Source organism: Brevibacillus sp. HB1.2 (assembly GCF_013332495.1).
Lineage (GTDB): Bacteria > Bacillota > Bacilli > Brevibacillales > Brevibacillaceae > Brevibacillus > Brevibacillus porteri.
In genome coordinates this window covers 75,099-93,750 of sequence record NZ_JABMIU010000002.1, presented here as the reverse complement: position 1 = coordinate 93,750, position 18,652 = coordinate 75,099, and the positions used below count along the sequence as shown (strand labels likewise).

Here is an 18,652-nt window from a genome sequence, read left to right as displayed (position 1 = left end):
TAAAGGGGAGTGCCTCTTTTTCTTGTTTGAACGCTCACTTATAGGGAAGGTGGGAAAACCGTGGACCGTTTACAAGAGCAAAAGCATCGCTTCTCCCTATTGGTCAAGCAAATGGAAGTTCCTGACGAATGGGTGGAGCGATTTTTTCTTGATGCTCAGATTGAAAAGTTAGAGCTGTATAAGCAGAACAGAGAATGGGTTTTTCACTTTGCCCTCCCGAGAATGATACCTGCAGATGTTTATGCAGCTTTTACGAAGCGATTGACGCATACATTTTCGCATCTAGCCAAAGTAGATACTCGATTTCACTATCTCCAAAAGCCATCACTCGATCATGTAGTCGAAGAGTATTGGGATGTCTTGCTGGCGGGTCTGGAGCCAACTCTGAACTCCTTGGCAGGTACGATGCGTCAAGCACGTAAGCAAGTCGACCAACAGGAAGTCAAGGTGTACTTGCCAACGGAGATGTCCGTTGAGGTTGCCAAGCGTAAACGAGCGGATAATGAGCTTTTGGCTGCTTTCCAAAAAGCTACCGATTGCTCGATGCGCTTTACTTTCCATGGGGAAGAAAGCGATGACGCGTATAAGGCCTTTGAGGAGCAACGTAAAGAGGAAGAGCGTGCTCTCGTCGAAGTTGTGATGACAGCTGTTCAGCAAGAGAACAAATCGTCTGATAAAGCTGAGGCTGTCACTACGCTCATGATGGGCTATGAAATCAAAGATGCGCCGATCCCGATTTGCGAGATTCAAGATGAGGAACGCCGTATCGTCATCCAAGGAACCGTATTTAACGTAGAAGTTAAAGAGCTTCGCAGTGGACGCCATTTGCTCACGTTCAACGTTTCGGATTATACGGATTCTCTCACGGTGAAGATGTTCTCTCGCGATAAAGAAGACGTGAAAATGCTTGAATTGCTGAAAGACGGCATGTGGGTGAAAGTACGGGGAAGTGTACAGCATGACACATTTGTACGCGATCTTGTGATGAATGCCAATGATTTGAACCAGATTGAGCAGGTCATTCGCAAAGATCACGCGGAAGAAAAACGTGTCGAGCTCCACTGCCATACGCCGATGAGTGCGCTGGATGCCGTTGCATCCGTAAAATCACTGGTCTCGACGGCAGCAAAGTGGGGTCATAAAGCAATTGCTGTCACTGACCATGGTGTCGTGCAGGCTTTTCCAGAGGCGTATTCCATCGCCAAAAAGAACAACATCAAATGCATTCTCGGTATGGAAGCCTACGTAGTCGAGGATGGTATCGATATCGTTTACAACATGCAAGCAGACAACAATCTCTCCATTGATGAAAATACCGAATACGTCGTGTTTGATACGGAGACGACGGGGTTAAACGCCTCAGAGCATACAATCATCGAGATCGCTGCTGTCAAAATGAAAGGCGCAGAAATTGTCGACCAATGGACGGAACTGATCGACCCGCAATTAGAAATTGGGCCAAAAACAACCGAGATTACGGGGATTACCAACGAAATGCTCCGCGGGCAAGAGACACTCGATGTGGTACTCCGCAAGTTCAAAGATTTTACTGGTGACGCCATCCTCGTTGCGCATAATGCAGAGTTTGATAAAGCGTTTATTAACGCCTGCGCCAAACGGATTGGCATGGAACCATGGACCAATCCATTTTTAGATACCCTGCCTTTGGCGCGTTTGATGTACAAAGGAATGCGCAATTATCGTTTGGGATCATTAGCGAAAAAGTTCAACGTCGAGCTCATCAATGCTCACCGTGCGTTGGACGATACCGTGGCCTTGGCTCAAGTGTTCCAGCAAATGCTGAAGGACATAAAAGAAGCGGAAATTAAATCGCTTGCTGAACTGAATGAAAAAAGCAACGAAGAGGCGGATTACAAGAGTGGACGTCCATTCCATGCGACGATTCTCGTGCAAAATAAAGAAGGCCTCAAAAACCTGTACAAGCTCGTGAGTCGTTCCCATGTGGAAACGTTTTTCCGTTGGCCACGAATTCAGCGAAGCCAGCTGACCAAATACCGTGAAGGCTTGTTAATCGGGACAGCATGTAAGGATGGCGAGCTGATGCAGTCGATTCTGCGTGGTAAGTCACCAGAAGAACTGAAGGAAGTTGCTAGTTATTACGACTTTTTGGAAATACAGCCGGTTGCTCATTACTCACCACTATTGCGTAATGAAGAAATTCCATCATTGGAGACGATGAAGGGCTATCATCAAAAGATTGTGGAAATGGGAAAAGAGCTCGGCAAGCTGGTCGTAGCCACAGGAGATGTGCATTTTCTCAATCCGCAAGATGAAATCTTCCGCGATGTTTTCTTATTGTCAAAAGGGGACCCAACGGCAGGCAACCAGCCGCCGCTTTACTTCCATACAACGGAAGAGATGCTAGATGCGTTTTCCTTTTTGGGGGAAGAGACCGCAAAAGAAATTGTTGTAACCAATACGAATGCCATTGCGGATATGATTGAGGATATTAGTCCGATTCCAGACAAGCTGTACACGCCGATCATTGAAGGGGCGGATGATGAGCTGCGTCAAATGTGTTATGACAAAGCAAGGTTGTTGTATGGTGATCCATTGCCCGAACTGGTCGAGCATCGCTTGGAAAAAGAATTGAACAGTATCATCAAGCACGGCTTCGGTGTGATTTATTTGATTTCGCAGCGTTTGGTAACGAAATCGTTGAATGATGGTTACCTGGTAGGTTCACGTGGGTCTGTAGGCTCGTCTTTTGTTGCCACGATGTCTGAGATTACTGAGGTAAACCCATTGCCTCCTCACTATCGTTGTCCAGATTGTAAGCACAGTGAATTTATCACAGACGGTTCCATCGCCTCTGGGTTTGACCTGGAGGATAAAGCATGTACAGAATGCGGCACGATGTATGCCAAAGACGGGCAAGACATTCCGTTCGAAACGTTCCTTGGTTTTAAAGGCGACAAGGTACCGGATATTGACTTGAACTTCTCTGGTGACTATCAGCCGCGTGCACATAAATACACACAAGAGCTGTTCGGAGCGGATTACGTTTATCGTGCCGGAACGATTGGTACCGTTGCGGAAAAAACAGCGTATGGCTACGTGCGAAAGTATGCCGATGAGCGTGGCATGACGCTGCGTAATGCGGAGATATCCAGGATCGTCAACGGCTGCACAGGCGTAAAAAGGACGACGGGACAGCATCCGGGCGGTATTATCGTAGTACCTGACTACATGGAGATTGAAGACTTTTGCCCGATTCAGTTTCCGGCTGATGATAATGAATCAGAATGGCGCACAACCCATTTCGACTTCCACTCCATTCACGATAACTTGCTGAAACTCGATATTCTGGGACACGATGATCCGACTGTTATTCGTATGTTGCAAGACTTGACGGGAATGGACCCGAAGACGATTCCACTGGATGATAAAAAGACCATGTCTATCTTCAGTACCACCGAAGCGTTGGGAGTCACACCAGAACAAATCGGTACGAACATGGGAACACTTGGCATTCCTGAGTTTGGAACCAAATTCGTACGTCAGATGTTAGAAGACACCAAACCGACTACGTTTGCCGAGCTCGTTCAGATTTCTGGACTTTCACACGGTACGGACGTTTGGCTGAATAATGCACAGGACTTGATTCGAAACGGTACATGTAAGCTGCCGGACGTAATTGGTTGTCGTGACGATATCATGGTGTACTTGATCTATAAGGGGCTAGAGCCTTCTCGTGCCTTTAAGATCATGGAGTCTGTACGTAAAGGTAAAGGGGTTCCTGAAGACGACCAAGAAGAAATGCGCAATAACAATGTGCCAGAATGGTATATTCAATCGTGTCAGCGGATCAAGTACATGTTCCCGAAGGCGCACGCGACTGCTTACGTCATGATGGCAGTGCGGATCGCATACTTCAAAGTTCATCGTCCAATGGAGTTTTACGCGACGTATTTCACTGTTCGCGCAGATGACTTTGATATTCCGTTGATGGTCAAAGGCTCAGCAGCGATCAAGCAAAAGATTGAAGAGATCGAGGGTAAGGGACACGATGCACAGCCAAAAGAAAAGGCATTGCTGACTGTCTTGGAGATGGCGCTGGAAATGGTGGAACGCGGCTTCCGTTTTACGAACGTTGATTTGTACAAATCGGACGCAACGCGCTTCCTGATCGAGGGTGACACTCTGATCGCTCCATTCAACGCCCTGCCTGGCTTAGGGACGAACGCAGCGATCAGTATCGTGCAGGCGAGAGAGCAAGGAGAGTTTTTGTCCAAGGAAGATCTCTTATCCCGTTCCCGTATCTCCAAGACCATTTTGGAGTTCTTGGACGAACAGGGTGCGTTGAAAGGACTGCCGGAATCCAATCAGCTATCCTTGTTCTAAGGCTTGCTGTCAAGGCAGACGGTCATCCAAAGGTTGTCAGCGGAGGGCTGTTATGCTATAATTTTTTTGGAAATACTGGTTTTATACGCATGGCTGATCGAGAGTGGGGAAACCCACTCTTTCTTTCTGGCTACACCTCATGGTTCAAATGAGAAGGAGGTACTTGCTTGAGCAAGGTAACGGGCATCGTCACTGAACTCGTCACGCCCATCGTTGAAGAAGTGGGCCTGGAGCTGGTTGACATCGAGTACAAAAAGGAAGGCAGCAACTGGTTTCTGCGCGTGTTTATCGACAATGAAACTGGCAACATCGATATTGATGACTGCCGCCTTGTCAGCGAGAAGCTGAGCGAAAAACTAGACGAAGTAGATCCCATCCCTACGGCATACTTTTTAGAAGTATCTTCGCCGGGTGCTGAGCGCCCTTTACGTAAGGATAAGGATTTCACGAAAGCTGTTGGCAGACATGTTCATATCACAACAAAAGAGCCAGTAGAAGGATCAAGCCAGTTCGAAGGCGAACTGATATCCTTTGAAGATGGCAAGCTGACAGTGAAAGAGGCAAAGAAAACGTATGTAATTTCCCAAGAGCAAATTGACACAGCCAGATTGGCGATTGTTTTTTAATTGTCAGTAGCTTGTGGTAGCCCGTGGTAAGTAAAGGAGGAGGCAACGAAAGTCATGAACGGCGATTTTATCGAGGCTTTAGAAGCCATTGAGAGAGAGAAAGGCATCACCAAAGACGTACTTATTGAGGCCATCGAAGCGGCTCTTATCTCTGGATACAAACGTAACTTCAACTCGGCCCAAAATGTACGGGTGGATGTAAATCGTCATTCAGGTATGGTGCGTGTGTTTGCGCGGAAGAACGTAGTAGAAGAGGTATTGGATACGCGCCTAGAGATCTCTCAAGAAGCAGCACAAGAAATCGATCCTAACTTCCGTCTGGAGGACATCGTCGAAATCGAGGTAACGCCTCGTGATTTCGGTCGTATTGCTGCTCAGACAGCGAAGCAAGTGGTTACGCAGCGCATTCGCGAAGCGGAGCGCGGTTTGATCTACAGCGAGTTTATTGAGCGTGAAGACGATATCGTAACAGGCGTTGTTCAGCGTATGGACGCTCGCAATTATTACATTGATCTGGGTAAGGCGGAAGCCGTTATGCCGATCACAGAAAAAATGCCATCCGAAGATTTTAAATCTCAAGATCGTGTGAAGGCATACATCATCAAAGTAGAGAAAACCACTAAAGGACCGCAAATCGTCGTTTCTCGTACTCACCCGGGGCTTTTGAAGCGTCTCTTCGAATTAGAAGTGCCAGAAATATATGACGGTGTGGTTGAAATCAAATCTGTTGCGCGTGAAGCGGGCGATCGCTCGAAGATCGCTGTGCATTCCATCAACGCAGATGTTGATCCAGTAGGTGCTTGTGTCGGTCCAAAGGGCATGCGCGTCCAAACGATCGTTACGGAGCTGAAAGGCGAAAAGATCGACATTGTTCGTTGGTCTGAAGATCCTGCCGAGTATGTAGCCAATGCACTCAGCCCTGCAAAAGTTCTGCATGTTGAGGTTAACGTAGCCGAGAAGGTTACACGTGTGATCGTTCCTGATTATCAATTGTCTCTGGCGATTGGTAAGCGCGGCCAAAACGCACGCCTGGCAGCAAAGCTGACTGGCTGGAAGATCGATATCAAGAGCGAGTCCCAAGCCGACCAAGAAGGCATCGCTTATCCAAAAGAAGTAGAGAGCGATGAAGGGACGGACAACGAATAATCATGAAGCAAAAAAAGATCCCGTTGCGTAAGTGCATTGTTTGCCAAGGAATGTTTCCGAAAAAGGAATTAGTCCGCGTCGTCCGGACTCCAGAAGAAGAGATCGTCATTGATCTTACTGGAAGGGCGGCGGGACGCGGTACCTATGTGTGTCGGCAGGAAAGCTGTCTGAAGCCGGATGCGTTCGCATCGGGAAAATGGAAAAAAGTGCTGGAACGTGCCCTCAATATGTCCATCTCCCAAGAAAAGTATGATGCTTTCCGTGAGAAATGGCTGGAGATGATGGGAAAATGATCCCAAAAGCAGCACAATTACTCGGATTGGCGATGCGTGCGAGAAAGATCGTTACCGGGGAGGAGCTAGTCATTACCGCTATTCGTAATGGGCAGGCCCGCCTGGTTTTGCTCGCATCAGATGCATCAGACAATACCGCTAAGAAAGTAAAGGATAAATGTTCCTATTACGGTGTCTCATGTGTAACCACTGGCGACCGACATTCATTGGGACACGCAATCGGAAAAGATGGGCGCGTTACCGTGGCGGTAACCGATGGGAAATTGGCCGAAAGCATTCAGCGTCTGCTCACCTAACTTAGAAAGGGTGAAGTATATTTGAAGACACGTGTGTATGAGTATGCCAAACAGCACAACATGAGCAGTAAGGAAATCCTCAATTTGCTAAAACGATTGAATATAGAAGTAGCAAATCATATGAGTATCATGGAAGAAGGGACGATTAAAAGGATCGAGGATCACATGGCCAAATTGCGTTCTGGCGCCAAGCCAGAAGCGCGCAACTCGTCAAGCGATGCACGACCAAAGCAAACAGACGATCAACGTCGCCCCACCGACTCCAGAGGACAACAGGTTAGACCCCAGCAACAGTCGGGGCAAGCTCAGGCTGTTAGAAATGACAGACAAAATGGCGATCGTGAAGGAAGCACGACAAATACTACTCGTTTCGGTAACAACAGTGCTACTTCCGATCAGCAAAGTCCTCAACATGGAAAAAATCAGGGGAAGAATCAGGAGAGAAAACCAAACAATATGAGAAGTCAACCCGCAAAACCGAATGACCGCAAGCCACAAGGTAACCAACAAAGACCACAAGGCCAAGGACAACAAAGACCACAAGGTCAAGGACAACAAAGACCACAAGGCCAAGGACAACAAAGACCACAGAACAATCAGCAACGCCCACAAAATCAACAGCGTCCTGCACAACAACCTGCTGCTAATCAGACAGAGGGACGTACAGGAGAAGAGTTTGAAGATAAAGTAAAACTCCCATCCAATGTTGGTATGGAGAAGCGCGAGAAAATCAAAAAGGCTCCTCAAACTCAAAAGACTTTCGAGGATAACAAAAAGAGCCAACCATTCCGTGGTGGAAATAACCGCAACAACCAAAATAACCGTCGCGGAAATAACCATCGTGGTGGACAAAAGCCGCAACGTCCTGTTCTGGAACCACCAGCAAAGATTACGTTTACCGAATCTTTGACAGTGAACGAGTTGGCAGTGAAACTCCGCAAGGAACCAGCGGAAGTGATCAAGAAGCTGTTTGGATTGGGCATCATGGCAACAATCAACCAGTACCTTGATCGTGAAGCAATCGAACTCATTTGTGCAGACTACAATGTAGAAGTGGAAGAAAAAATCATCATCGATGAAACCAACTTCGAAACATTGGAAGAAGTGGATGCACCAGAAAGTCTCTTGGAGCGCCCACCAGTTGTTACCATCATGGGTCACGTTGACCACGGGAAAACGACTTTGCTGGATGCGATTCGCTCTACAAACGTTGTAGCAGGCGAAGCAGGCGGAATTACACAGCACATCGGTGCGTACCAAGTAGAAATCAAAGGAAAGAAAATTACTTTCCTAGATACACCAGGTCACGCGGCCTTTACAACAATGCGTGCTCGTGGTGCGCAAATTACAGACATCACCATTCTGGTTGTTGCAGCGGATGACGGTGTTATGCCACAAACGATTGAGGCGATCAGCCATGCGAAAGCGGCTAACGTACCTATCATCGTTGCAGTCAACAAGGTTGACAAACCAGAAGCAAATATTGACCGCATCAAGCAAGAATTGACCGAGTATGAGTTGGTTGCCGAAGAGTGGGGCGGCGAAACTATTTTCTCCCCATTGTCCGCTAAGCAGCGTACAGGTATCGAAGAATTGCTTGAGTACATCTTGCTCGTTTCCGAGGTACAAGAACTGAAAGCAAACCCAGACAAGCGCGCTCGCGGTACTGTTGTCGAAGCAGAGCTTGACAAGGGACGCGGTCCAGTTGCAACCATTCTGGTTCAACAAGGTACCCTGCGCGTTGGTGACCCAATTGTAGTAGGTTCCGCTTTCGGACGTGTACGTGCCATGGTGAACGACAAAGGACGCCGCCTGAAAGAAGCAGGACCTTCTACTCCAGTAGAAATCACTGGTTTGAATGACGTTCCACAAGCAGGCGACCAATTCCGCGTCTTTGAAGACGAGAAAAAAGCCCGCGCGATCGGGGAAGCACGTGCTTCCAAGCAACGTGAATCCGAGCGTCGTGAGAGCTCCCGTGTATCTTTGGATGACTTGTTCCAACACATCCAAGAAGGCGATATTAAAGAGCTGAACCTGATTGTAAAAGGTGACGTACAAGGTTCTGTAGAAGCGCTGCGTGGCGCTCTGGAGAAAATCGATGTCAACGGTACTCGTGTGAAAATCATTCATACAGGTGCTGGCGCGATTACGGAATCCGATGTTACGCTGGCAAATGCTTCCAACGCCATCATCATTGGTTTCAACGTGCGTCCTGAACCAAATGCACGCAGCATGGCGGAACAAGAGAAGATCGACATCCGTTTGCACCGTGTTATTTACACGGTAATCGAAGAGATCGAGCAAGCTCTTAAAGGTATGCTGGATCCAGTCTTCAAAGAAAATATTATCGGTCAAGCTGAGATTCGTGAAGTGTTCAAGGTATCCAAAGTTGGAAACATTGCAGGTTGCTATGTGACTGAGGGTAAATTGAGCCGTGATGCTGGTGCACGTTTGATCCGTGAAGGCATTGTAATTTATGAAGGTAAGCTCGATACACTCAAGCGCTTCAAAGACGATGCGAAAGACGTTGCTGCGGGTTATGAGTGCGGTCTAACCTTGGAACGTTTCAATGACCTCAAAATTAATGACGTCATCGAAGCATTCGTTATGGTTGAAGTGAAACAATAATGGTAGCAGGTGTGCAGATTGAACTGTTTCTGCCCGCTAGCCAAAACCTGAAAGAAAAACGGGCCATCGTCAAAAGTCTGATCGGCAAGCTGCGGAGCCGATTTAACGTCTCCGCGGCAGAGGTGGCTTATCTCGAGCAATGGCAGCGTACCGTGTTGGGTATCGCTGCCGTTGCTAATGAGATCTCTTTTTTACAACAAGAAATGCAGGCTGTCATACGATTCGTGGAAAACCATCCAGAGGTAGAGTTGACTCGCGTGGATACGGAATACTACGAGTAAAGAGCAGCCAGCGGAGGTGAAAATCGATGAATAAAACACGAATCAGCCGCGTAGGCGAAGAAATCAAAAAAGAATTGAGCCTCGTATTGCAGCGTGGACTCAAAGATCCTCGTGTCGGTTTCGTAACGGTAACAGATGTAGAGGTAAGCAGTGACCTGCAATTGGCAAAGGTTTTTGTCAGCATTTTTGGCAGTGAGGAAGAGCGTAAAGCTTCTCTTGCAGGTTTGACAAAAGCAAAAGGTTATTTACGTACGGAGATCGGGAAACGCGTAAAGCTGCGTCACATTCCTGATTTTGTATTCAAGCTGGACGAGTCCATTGACTACGGCAGCAAAATTGAATCAATCCTGCGGGAAATCTCCACTGAGGGAGAGAAACAGGATGAATCCTAATCAAATAGCAGTACAGGAAGCGGCGCGGTTTATGCAGGAGCACGACCGCTTCCTGGTTCTCTCTCATGTAAGTCCTGACGGAGATGCTACAGGATCTGCTTTGGGAGTCGTGCTCATGCTAGAGCAGTTGGGAAAAGAGTATGTGGTTGTAAACGAAGGGGAAACACCGATCAAGTTTAACTTCTTGCCAAGGTTTGACCGTCTTTATAACCTGCGCAAGCAACCACTGAACGAGACGTTCGGGGCCGTAATCGCTGTAGACTGCGCGGATGAGTCGCGGATGGGCGATGTACGGTCTTTATTTGCGTCTGGAGCTGCTTTGCTGAATATCGATCACCATCCGACCAACGATCATTTTGGAACGGTAAATCTGGTTCGGCCGGATGCAGCCGCAACGGCAGAGATTTTGTTTGATGTTGCAGAAGCAGCTGGGGTTTCTTTCAATGAAGAGCTTGCGCTGTGCATCTATACAGGTCTTCTGACAGATACAGGCGGTTTCCGCTATTCCAATACATCACCGCGTGTCATGGAAATCGCTGCTCGATTGCTCGGATATGGTGTGAAGCCAGGAGACGTAGCAGAGCGCTGCCTGGAGGAAATCACATTTGCCCATGTGAAAGTTTTGCGACGTGCTCTCCAAACCTTGCAACTGTCCCATCAAAATTTGGTTGCTTCGATCACTGTTTCGGCCGCAGATTTTGCCGAAGTGGGTGCTGAGCGAGAAGATGCTGGTGGATTGGTGAATTACTGCCGCAACATTGAGGGAGTCGAGGTAGGCGTTTCTTTTGTGGAAGCGGAACCAGGAGTGGTCAAGGTGAGCATGCGTGCTCGCGATCGGGTTGACGTAGCTGTCATTGCTAAGCAGCTCGGTGGTGGTGGTCACGCAAAAGCAGCAGGATGCACGATCAAAGGACCACTTTCAGAAGTACAGCAAAGAGTATGGACTGTGCTGGACGATGCAGTAGGAGTGAAATTCGATGAGTAACGTGAACGGCGTGCTGGTTATCGATAAGCCAGCTGGTATGACCTCCCATGATTGTGTAGCACGAATTCGTCGATTGTATGGAACGAAAAAAGTGGGGCATACGGGTACACTGGATCCAGATGTAACGGGTGTACTCCCCATTTGTGTGGGACACGCAACGAGGCTAGTTGAATATTTGCAAGAGCTGCCTAAACGCTATGATGTAGTCATGCGCCTAGGCTCTTCGACCACGACGGAAGATGCTTCCGGAGAAGTAGTGGAGCAAGCTAGCGTAGATGCAGCATCGATTACGACGGAGCGTATTCAAGCGCTGTTCGAATCCTTTTTGGGTGAAATGGAGCAGGTACCTCCGATGTTCTCAGCGGTGAAGGTAAACGGCAAGCGGTTGTACGACCTGGCTCGTGAAGGCACGGTGATCGAACGGCAGGCACGGAAAGTGACGCTGTATGAGCTGACCCTTCATAAGATCAGCGTGGATGGGGACACTGTCGATGTTGCATTCACATGCACGTGCTCCAAAGGCACATACATGCGCACCTTATGTGTTGACCTCGGACGCGCTCTGGGTTATCCTGCCCATATGAAGCTGTTGCGGCGAATAAAAAGCGGCCCGTTCCAAGAGCAAGAGGCAATCCCCCTCCAGCAGATTGAGGAACAGGCAGCAACCGGGGAAGACATTTCCCGCTACTTGGTCTCCATCCCTCAGGCAATCTCGTTCTTACCGTCGTTTCAGGTTAAGCCAGAACGGATCAAAGCAGTACGTAATGGACTTGCTACTGCGCTTCCGGGCGTCACTACGGAGGAAGGAAGCTTGATTTGCTTGTTTGCGGGGGAAGAATTACTTGGCATCCATCGCGTATGCCGTGGAGACAAAGGACTTTTCGCCAAACCAGAAAAAGTCTTTCCAGCCGAGGTGTAATCCGTGAAAACGATCTACCTGACATACCCGTTTCCGTCTGACCTGCAAGCGAATCCTTGTGCGATTGCACTGGGGTACTTTGATGGTGTACATATTGGGCATCGCCGTGTAATTCAAAAGGCGATTGATACAGCGAAAGCAAACGGATGGCAAAGTACGGTAGTGACCTTTGATCCGCATCCTCGAGAAGTATTGGGGCAAAGCGGTTATACCCGCTATTTGACACCACTTGCAGACAAGCTCGAGCAATTCGAAAAGATGGGCGTAGACACCACTTATGTAATGAAGTTCGATATTAGCTTTGCGGCTATTTATCCAGAAGATTTCATCGCAGAGTGCCTTCTCCCATTGGAATGCCGCCATATTGTCGTTGGCTTCGACTACACCTTTGGCTATCGCGGGATGGGGACTGCCCATACCCTGCAAGAAATGAGCAAAGGTCGCTATGGGCTCGACATAGTGGGTCCGGTAAATCGTTTGGGTGAAAAAGTGAGCAGTACAATCATCCGTGAATATCTGCATCATGGGGATGTCGAGCAGGTTCGCCATTTGCTAGGCCGCTCCTACAAAGTTCGCGGGACAGTCGTGCATGGCGACAAACGCGGTCGAACGATTGGCTTTCCTACAGCGAATGTCCAAGTGAATCAGCCGTACTTAATCGGAAAGAATGGGGTCTACGGCGTTCGGTTTATCGTAGATGAACAAAGCTACTATGGCGTCATGAACGTAGGCATCAAGCCTACATTTGAACTGGAGAAAAAAGAAAAGTCATTAGAAGTGCACATATTTGAGTTCTCTGGTGAAATCTATGACAAAGAAGTAGAAGTAGAGTTCCTGTTCTACATTCGGGAAGAACAGAAATTTGCTGGAGTCGATGCACTCATTGCGCAAATTGGACGAGATGTACAAACGGCGAAACAAAAATTCGCAGAGGGAATCTCGTAAAGGATTCTCTTTGCTTTTCACAAAATGGTATGCTATAATTCAAAACGTTGTACAGATAACCGTAGCTTGGCTGTCCGATTCTCACCGACGGCAGACTCGGCGAACGGTATAAAAAATGAGGAGGTGAGTCATGATGGCATTGACTCAAGAACGTAAAACTCAACTGATTCAAGAGTTCCGTACTCATGAGAACGACACCGGTTCACCGGAAGTGCAAATCGCTATCTTGACCGAAAACATTAACAATCTGAACGGACACTTGCGTACGCACAAGAAAGATCACCACAGCCGTCGTGGTCTCTTGAAAATGGTTGGTCAACGTCGTAACCTGTTGACATACCTGCGTGAAGCAGATGTTCAACGCTATCGTTCGGTTGTAGACCGCCTGGGTCTGCGCCGCTAATCAGCGTTTTGTAAAAAGCGGGTTCTGCCCGCTTTTTCTATCGTGTAGGAGGGTTTAGCGTAGAAATGCGCTAAGCCCATCCGAAACGAGTAAAAAAGCTTGTGACCTATCTGGTAGATTTAATTAGCTTCAAAAGAAGCTTTTTTTATTATCTAGAAAGACTGCCAAAGGTAGCCATTTAATTTTTATCATGGCAGGAAATAATACATATAGGTAGAAAACAAAGTGTGAAATGCACATTGTTGTGAAGGAGGACTGCTAGCATCATGGAGCAACAATACCGTACATATGACTTCGAACTGGCAGGCCGAAAACTGACCCTGGAATTTGGCAAAATGGCTAAACAGGCGCATGGTTCGGTCTTGGTTCGTTACGGCGATACAGCAATCCTGTCCGCAGTTACAGTCTCGAAGGAACCAAAACCACTTGATTTCTTTCCATTGACTGTCAACTATGAGGAGCGTCTCTACGCGGTTGGGAAAATTCCTGGCGGCTTTATTAAAAGAGAAGGACGTCCGAGCGAAAAGGCAATTTTGGCTAGCCGCTTGATTGACCGCCCTGTCCGCCCTCTTTTTGCAGAAGGATTCCGTAACGATGTACAAATCGTAAATACTGTTCTGTCTGTGGATCAAGACTGCTCACCTGAAATCGCTGCGATGATCGGTACTTCCGCAGCGCTATCCGTTTCGGAAATTCCTTTTGAAGGTCCGATTGCAGGAGTGATCGTAGGACGAATTGACGGGGAGTTCGTCATTAACCCTACCGTAGCTCAAGCGGAGAAAAGCGATATTCACCTGACTGTCGCAGGTACACACAAAGCGATTAACATGGTGGAAGCAGCTGCGAACCAAGTACCGGAAGAAGTAATGCTCGAAGCGATCATGGCGGGTCATGACGTTATTAAGCAACTGGTAGAATTCCAGAACATGATCGTGTCCGAAATTGGCAAGCAAAAGATGGAAGTCATCTTGCATGAGGTGGATCCTGAAATCGATCAAGCTGTGCGTGAATATGCGGAAGCTCGCCTGAAAGAAGCTGTTCGCATCGAAGAAAAACAAGCACGCTACGATGCTATTGACGATATCAAGGCAGAAACCAAAGAACATTTTGCAGCCAAGGACCCTGAGGCATACCCAGAGCAGGAAAAGATGATTAGCGAAGTACTTGGCAATATTGTCAAGGATGAGGTTCGCCGTCTGATTACGGATGAGAAAGTTCGCCCTGATGGACGCGCTCTGAACGAAATCCGCCCGCTGTCCAGTGAGACAACCATTCTTTCCCGTACACATGGCTCTGCTATGTTTACCCGCGGTCAGACGCAAGCACTGAGCGTTTGCACATTGGGCGCGCTGGGAGATGTTCAAATTCTCGATGGACTCGGTCTGGAAGAATCCAAGCGTTTCATGCACCACTACAACTTCCCACCGTATAGCGTGGGTGAAGCACGTCCGTTGCGTCCTCCAGGGCGTCGTGAAATCGGACACGGTGCGTTGGGTGAGCGTGCAATTGAGCCGATCATTCCATCTGAGGTAGAGTTCCCATACACGATTCGTCTCGTATCCGAAGTAATTGAATCCAACGGTTCCACATCGCAAGCGTCGATTTGCGCAAGCGTACTTGCCTTGATGGATGCAGGTGTACCGATCAAAGCTCCGGTAGCAGGTATTGCGATGGGCTTGATCATGAGCAAAGATGAGAAATCTTTCTCGATCCTGACTGATATTCAAGGTATGGAAGATCATTTGGGAGACATGGATTTCAAAGTAGCGGGTACAGAGGCTGGTGTAACAGCTATCCAAATGGACATCAAAATTTCCGGTATCAACCGTGAGATTTTAGAGCTGGCCTTGGAGCAAGCGCGTGTAGGTCGTTTGCACATCCTGAACCATATGATGAGCACGATTTCCGAACCGCGTAAAGAACTGTCTCCTTATGCACCGAAAATCATGACCATGACGATCAATCCGGAGAAAATTCGTGATGTAATCGGTCCACAAGGTCGTGTCATCAATAAGATTATCGAAGAAACCGGCGTAAAAATCGATATCGAGCAAGATGGACGAGTCTTCATCGCATCCATCAACCACGAAGCGAATCTGCGCGCGAAACAAATCATTGAAGATCTGGTTCGTGAGGTAGCTGTTGGTCAGGTTTACCTGGGAACAGTAAAACGCGTAGAGAAGTACGGTGCGTTCATCGAATTGTTCGCAGGTAAAGAAGGCTTGTGCCACATCTCTCAACTGGCTGAAGAGCGTGTAGCCAAAACAGAAGATGTTGTCGCAGTTGGTGATAAAGTACAAGTGAAAGTGACCGAGATCGACGACCAAGGTCGTGTGAATCTTTCTCGCAAAGCAGTTTTGAAAGAGCAAGCTGCTGCGGCACAAGCTGCTGAAACACCAGCAAAAGAAGAATAAAGAAAAACAAAAGGCTTCGTCACTCGAAGAAATTCGTGTACGGAAGCTTTTTCTTTTATGTGCCAGATGCTCCCGTTTCGTATGTCTAAGTCGTTCCTTCCTCTCATACATTGGACAAGAGAGACTCGTACGATCGATAGAGGAGGGCGACGCCCTAATGACGAATAGGACCAGGAGACTTTTGTTCATCGTTATATATGGAGCAGCGCTGATCGTTCTCTTGAATTATCAGCCTATTCATCATTACATCAGTACGATCAAACATGTCCAGGTAGTGAATGGAGATCATAACGAAAACGAAAAAGCGCGTTTACGGGCGCAGATTGAAAAGTGGAAAGAGGGCAGAGAGGAACAGCCGATAGATGCCGTCGTCGATCAGACGTGGAAAGCGATTCCGGGATATAATGGCCGTGTTGTGGATGTAGAAGAATCAATCAATAAAATGCTGGCTGCGGGTGTGTCTAGTCCAGATTTGTTGGTATACAAGGAAGTACCTCCAGCGGTTTCGCTTGAGCAATTGGGAGCACATCCCATCTATCGAGGAAATCCGAATAAGCCGGCGATTTCTTTCATGATCAACGTGGCCTGGGGGAATGAGTATCTCGATTCAATGCTCAATACACTTGATAAGCACAAGGTAAAGACAACCTTCTTTCTGGATGGCTCTTGGGCAAAACGTTACCCAGAAGAAGCAAAAAAGATCTTGGCTCGTGGCCATGAGATTGGTAATCATGCGTATTCCCATCCCGATATGAACACACTGGGGACACAGAGAATTCATCAAGAGATAAGTCGTACGCAAGATGTTATTTATAAAACGCTGGAAGTGAAGCCCTCCTTGTTTGCACCGCCATCTGGTGCTTTTAACCAACGCGTTGTACAAATCGCGCATTCTTCTTATCAAATGAAGACGATTTTATGGACGGCAGATACGATTGACTGGCAGAAACCTTCGCCTGCTTATGTGATCAATAAAATAAGCCGGAAAATGGAGAACGGTGTCCTCGTACTCATGCACCCTACATCTACCTCCGAGGCCAGTTTAGATCAACTTCTGACGATCGCCAAAAAGAAGGGGCTACAGCCGACGACTGTTTCGGAGGTAATATCGAGTCGCAGACTCCCGTCACCGTAAATACATGTTCATTTATTGTGGAGACAAAGGAAGTTTGCTATAGTTAGACGTGTTTACAAGAAATTCCCCGAGGTTTCGGGTAGAGACAGATGAACAACCGAGGAGGATTTACGTGATACAACGTCATACGTGTGATAACGGTCTTCGAATCGTGACGGAACGGATTCCGTCCGTTCGCTCCGTTGCCTTAGGCATCTGGGTAGGGACTGGTTCGAAATATGAAAACGAGAAAAACAACGGGATTTCCCATTTTCTCGAGCATATGTTTTTCAAAGGCACGACTACTCGTTCTGCAAAGGAAATTGCGGAAACCTTTGATGAGATTGGCGGAAACGTGAACGCCTTTACTTCGAAGGAGTATACCTGCTATTACGCAAGGGTGCTCGACCAACATGCTCCAATCGCCCTCGATGTTCTTTCTGATATGTATTTCAACTCGGTGTTTGATGCAGATGAGTTGGAAAAGGAAAAGAACGTCGTCATTGAAGAAATTAGCATGTATGAAGACGCGCCAGATGATATGGTGCATGATTTAATTGCGCGCGCTTCGTACAGCACACACCCACTGGGGTATTCAATTTTGGGTACGGAGGATGTCCTGCGTAGCTTGAAACGTGACGATTTGCTCGATTATATTGATCAGCATTACCTGCCAACGAATACGGTGATAACAGTAGCAGGAAATTTTGAAGACAGTTTGATTGAAGACATTCAAAAGCGCTTTCAGACTTTCTCGCGTCCAGGCAGTATGCCGACCTTGTCTACTCCTGATTTTGCTGGAAATGTGATCGCGCATCATAAAGCGACAGAGCAAGCGCATCTGTGCCTGTCACTACCTGGCTTTAAGGTAGGGCATCCTGATGTATACTCCTTGATTTTGCTGAACAACGTCCTGGGTGGCAGCATGAGTTCGCGTCTATTCCAAGAAATTCGAGAAGAGCGCGGCTTGGCATACTCTGTTTATTCCTATCATTCGTCCTACAAAGAAGCGGGTACGTTCCACGTATATACAGGAACGGCACCAGAGCAAGTAGGACAGGTTTTTGACATCGTCTCGCGCGTCCTACGCGATGTCGCTGATCATGGAATTACGGACAAAGAGCTGAACAAAGGAAAAGAGCAGCTGAAAGGCAGCCTGATGCTCAGCTTGGAAAGCACGAATAGCCGTATGAGTCGACTTGGCAAAAATGAACTCCTGCTGGGCCGTCACCTAAGTTTAGACGAGATCATCGCCAAAATTGACCGTGTTTCCCATGAATCTGTTTTGGCTGTGGCGCAGCAACTGTTCCGTTCCAAGATGTCTATGGCGATGGTAAGTCCACTCGACGGCTTCCCTGAAAACGTGAAAAACGATATTTTGTTGTAAGCAAAAATCCGGCATAGCCCGGATTTTTTTGCGTATATCAACAGTAAATAAAAGGACAAAGGGGGCTTCTCCATGCGCTTAAGCGAGTTGGGTGGGAAGGAAATTATTGGACTGGACAACGGGGAGAAAATGGGGGTCATCAGTGATTCCGATTTAGTCATCCATCCCGAAAACGGTACGATTCAATCCATCATCTTGCCAGGAGGCAGTTTCTTTGGGTTCGGTAAGAAGCGAGAGGACCTCGTGATCCCATGGAGATCCATCGTAAAAATTGGGCCAGATATGGTCATCATCCAGCTTCAAGCACCTGAGGCACAAGCTTCCCAAAAGTAGGCGCTTCTGTCACCGAAGTAGCAGGAGCGGAATAGGATGGGGGTAGACCGCATGGATTTCCGTCAACTTTTCCAAATGGAAAACCTTTGCGTTCCGATCATTTAATGCAGTAAAATGTGTGGAAA

General features: G+C 47.7%; 16 protein-coding genes. All 16 read left to right on the top strand.

From position 1 onward, the window contains the following. Positions 1 to 60 precede the first annotated feature (60 nt). The 16 genes from HPY28_RS05195 to HPY28_RS05120 all read left to right on the top strand — a co-directional run bounded on the left by HPY28_RS05195 (position 61) and on the right by HPY28_RS05120 (position 18,527). Positions 61 to 4,365 (top strand): PolC-type DNA polymerase III, encoded by a 4,305-nt coding sequence (locus tag HPY28_RS05195; protein ID WP_174230197.1) that lies wholly within the window; start codon positions 61 to 63, stop codon positions 4,363 to 4,365. 167 nt (positions 4,366 to 4,532) lie between these two features. Continuing rightward, positions 4,533 to 4,991 carry a ribosome maturation factor RimP gene (rimP, locus tag HPY28_RS05190; RefSeq protein WP_017249294.1) on the top strand — a complete coding sequence of 153 codons (459 nt, stop codon included), beginning with the start codon at positions 4,533 to 4,535 and terminating at the stop codon, positions 4,989 to 4,991. A gap of 54 nt (positions 4,992 to 5,045) precedes the next feature. Continuing rightward, positions 5,046 to 6,137, top strand: coding sequence for a transcription termination factor NusA (nusA, locus tag HPY28_RS05185; RefSeq protein WP_017249293.1), 1,092 nt, complete (start codon positions 5,046 to 5,048; stop codon positions 6,135 to 6,137). A gap of 2 nt (positions 6,138 to 6,139) precedes the next feature. Next, positions 6,140 to 6,430 carry an RNase P modulator RnpM gene (rnpM, locus tag HPY28_RS05180; RefSeq protein ID WP_017249292.1) on the top strand — a complete coding sequence of 97 codons (291 nt, stop codon included), beginning with the start codon at positions 6,140 to 6,142 and terminating at the stop codon, positions 6,428 to 6,430. After that, complete coding sequence (locus HPY28_RS05175) at positions 6,427 to 6,726, top strand: YlxQ family RNA-binding protein (RefSeq protein ID WP_007719232.1); 300 nt, start codon at positions 6,427 to 6,429, stop codon at positions 6,724 to 6,726. Before rnpM ends, HPY28_RS05175 begins: the two co-directional genes overlap by 4 nt. Positions 6,727 to 6,747: 21 nt before the next feature. After that, on the top strand, positions 6,748 to 9,354 hold the full coding sequence (gene infB / locus HPY28_RS05170; RefSeq protein ID WP_017249291.1) for a translation initiation factor IF-2: 2,607 nt from the start codon (positions 6,748 to 6,750) through the stop codon (positions 9,352 to 9,354). After that, a complete protein-coding gene (locus HPY28_RS05165) occupies positions 9,354 to 9,635 on the top strand; it encodes a DUF503 domain-containing protein (protein WP_017249290.1) in 282 nt (93 codons plus the stop codon). Before infB ends, HPY28_RS05165 begins: the two co-directional genes overlap by 1 nt. Before the next feature lie 26 nt (positions 9,636 to 9,661). Next, the gene (rbfA, locus tag HPY28_RS05160; protein WP_007719226.1) at positions 9,662 to 10,027 is read left to right on the top strand and encodes a 30S ribosome-binding factor RbfA; all 366 of its coding nucleotides are present in this window, start codon (positions 9,662 to 9,664) and stop codon (positions 10,025 to 10,027) included. Next, a complete protein-coding gene (locus tag HPY28_RS05155) occupies positions 10,017 to 11,012 on the top strand; it encodes a DHH family phosphoesterase (protein ID WP_017249289.1) in 996 nt (331 codons plus the stop codon). Before rbfA ends, HPY28_RS05155 begins: the two co-directional genes overlap by 11 nt. Beyond that, positions 11,005 to 11,931, top strand: a complete 927-nt coding sequence (gene truB, locus HPY28_RS05150; protein WP_017249288.1) for a tRNA pseudouridine(55) synthase TruB — start codon at positions 11,005 to 11,007, stop codon at positions 11,929 to 11,931. The genes HPY28_RS05155 and truB overlap by 8 nt, the downstream gene beginning before the upstream one ends. 3 nt (positions 11,932 to 11,934) lie before the next feature. Then, complete coding sequence (locus tag HPY28_RS05145) at positions 11,935 to 12,876, top strand: bifunctional riboflavin kinase/FAD synthetase (protein WP_174230196.1); 942 nt, start codon at positions 11,935 to 11,937, stop codon at positions 12,874 to 12,876. A gap of 133 nt (positions 12,877 to 13,009) precedes the next feature. Continuing rightward, on the top strand, positions 13,010 to 13,279 hold the full coding sequence (gene rpsO, locus HPY28_RS05140) for a 30S ribosomal protein S15 (RefSeq protein ID WP_015891708.1): 270 nt from the start codon (positions 13,010 to 13,012) through the stop codon (positions 13,277 to 13,279). 266 nt (positions 13,280 to 13,545) lie between these two features. After that, positions 13,546 to 15,693 (top strand): polyribonucleotide nucleotidyltransferase, encoded by a 2,148-nt coding sequence (gene pnp, locus HPY28_RS05135; protein ID WP_173621999.1) that lies wholly within the window; start codon positions 13,546 to 13,548, stop codon positions 15,691 to 15,693. Positions 15,694 to 15,850: 157 nt separating this feature from the next. Next, a complete protein-coding gene (locus HPY28_RS05130; RefSeq protein ID WP_017249285.1) occupies positions 15,851 to 16,828 on the top strand; it encodes a polysaccharide deacetylase family protein in 978 nt (325 codons plus the stop codon). 112 nt (positions 16,829 to 16,940) lie between these two features. After that, positions 16,941 to 18,194 carry a M16 family metallopeptidase gene (locus HPY28_RS05125; protein ID WP_174230195.1) on the top strand — a complete coding sequence of 418 codons (1,254 nt, stop codon included), beginning with the start codon at positions 16,941 to 16,943 and terminating at the stop codon, positions 18,192 to 18,194. A 72-nt stretch (positions 18,195 to 18,266) separates the two neighbouring features. Continuing rightward, entirely contained in the window at positions 18,267 to 18,527 is a 261-nt protein-coding gene (locus HPY28_RS05120) for a YlmC/YmxH family sporulation protein (RefSeq protein WP_017249283.1), read from the top strand. Positions 18,528 to 18,652: the final 125 nt, after the last annotated feature.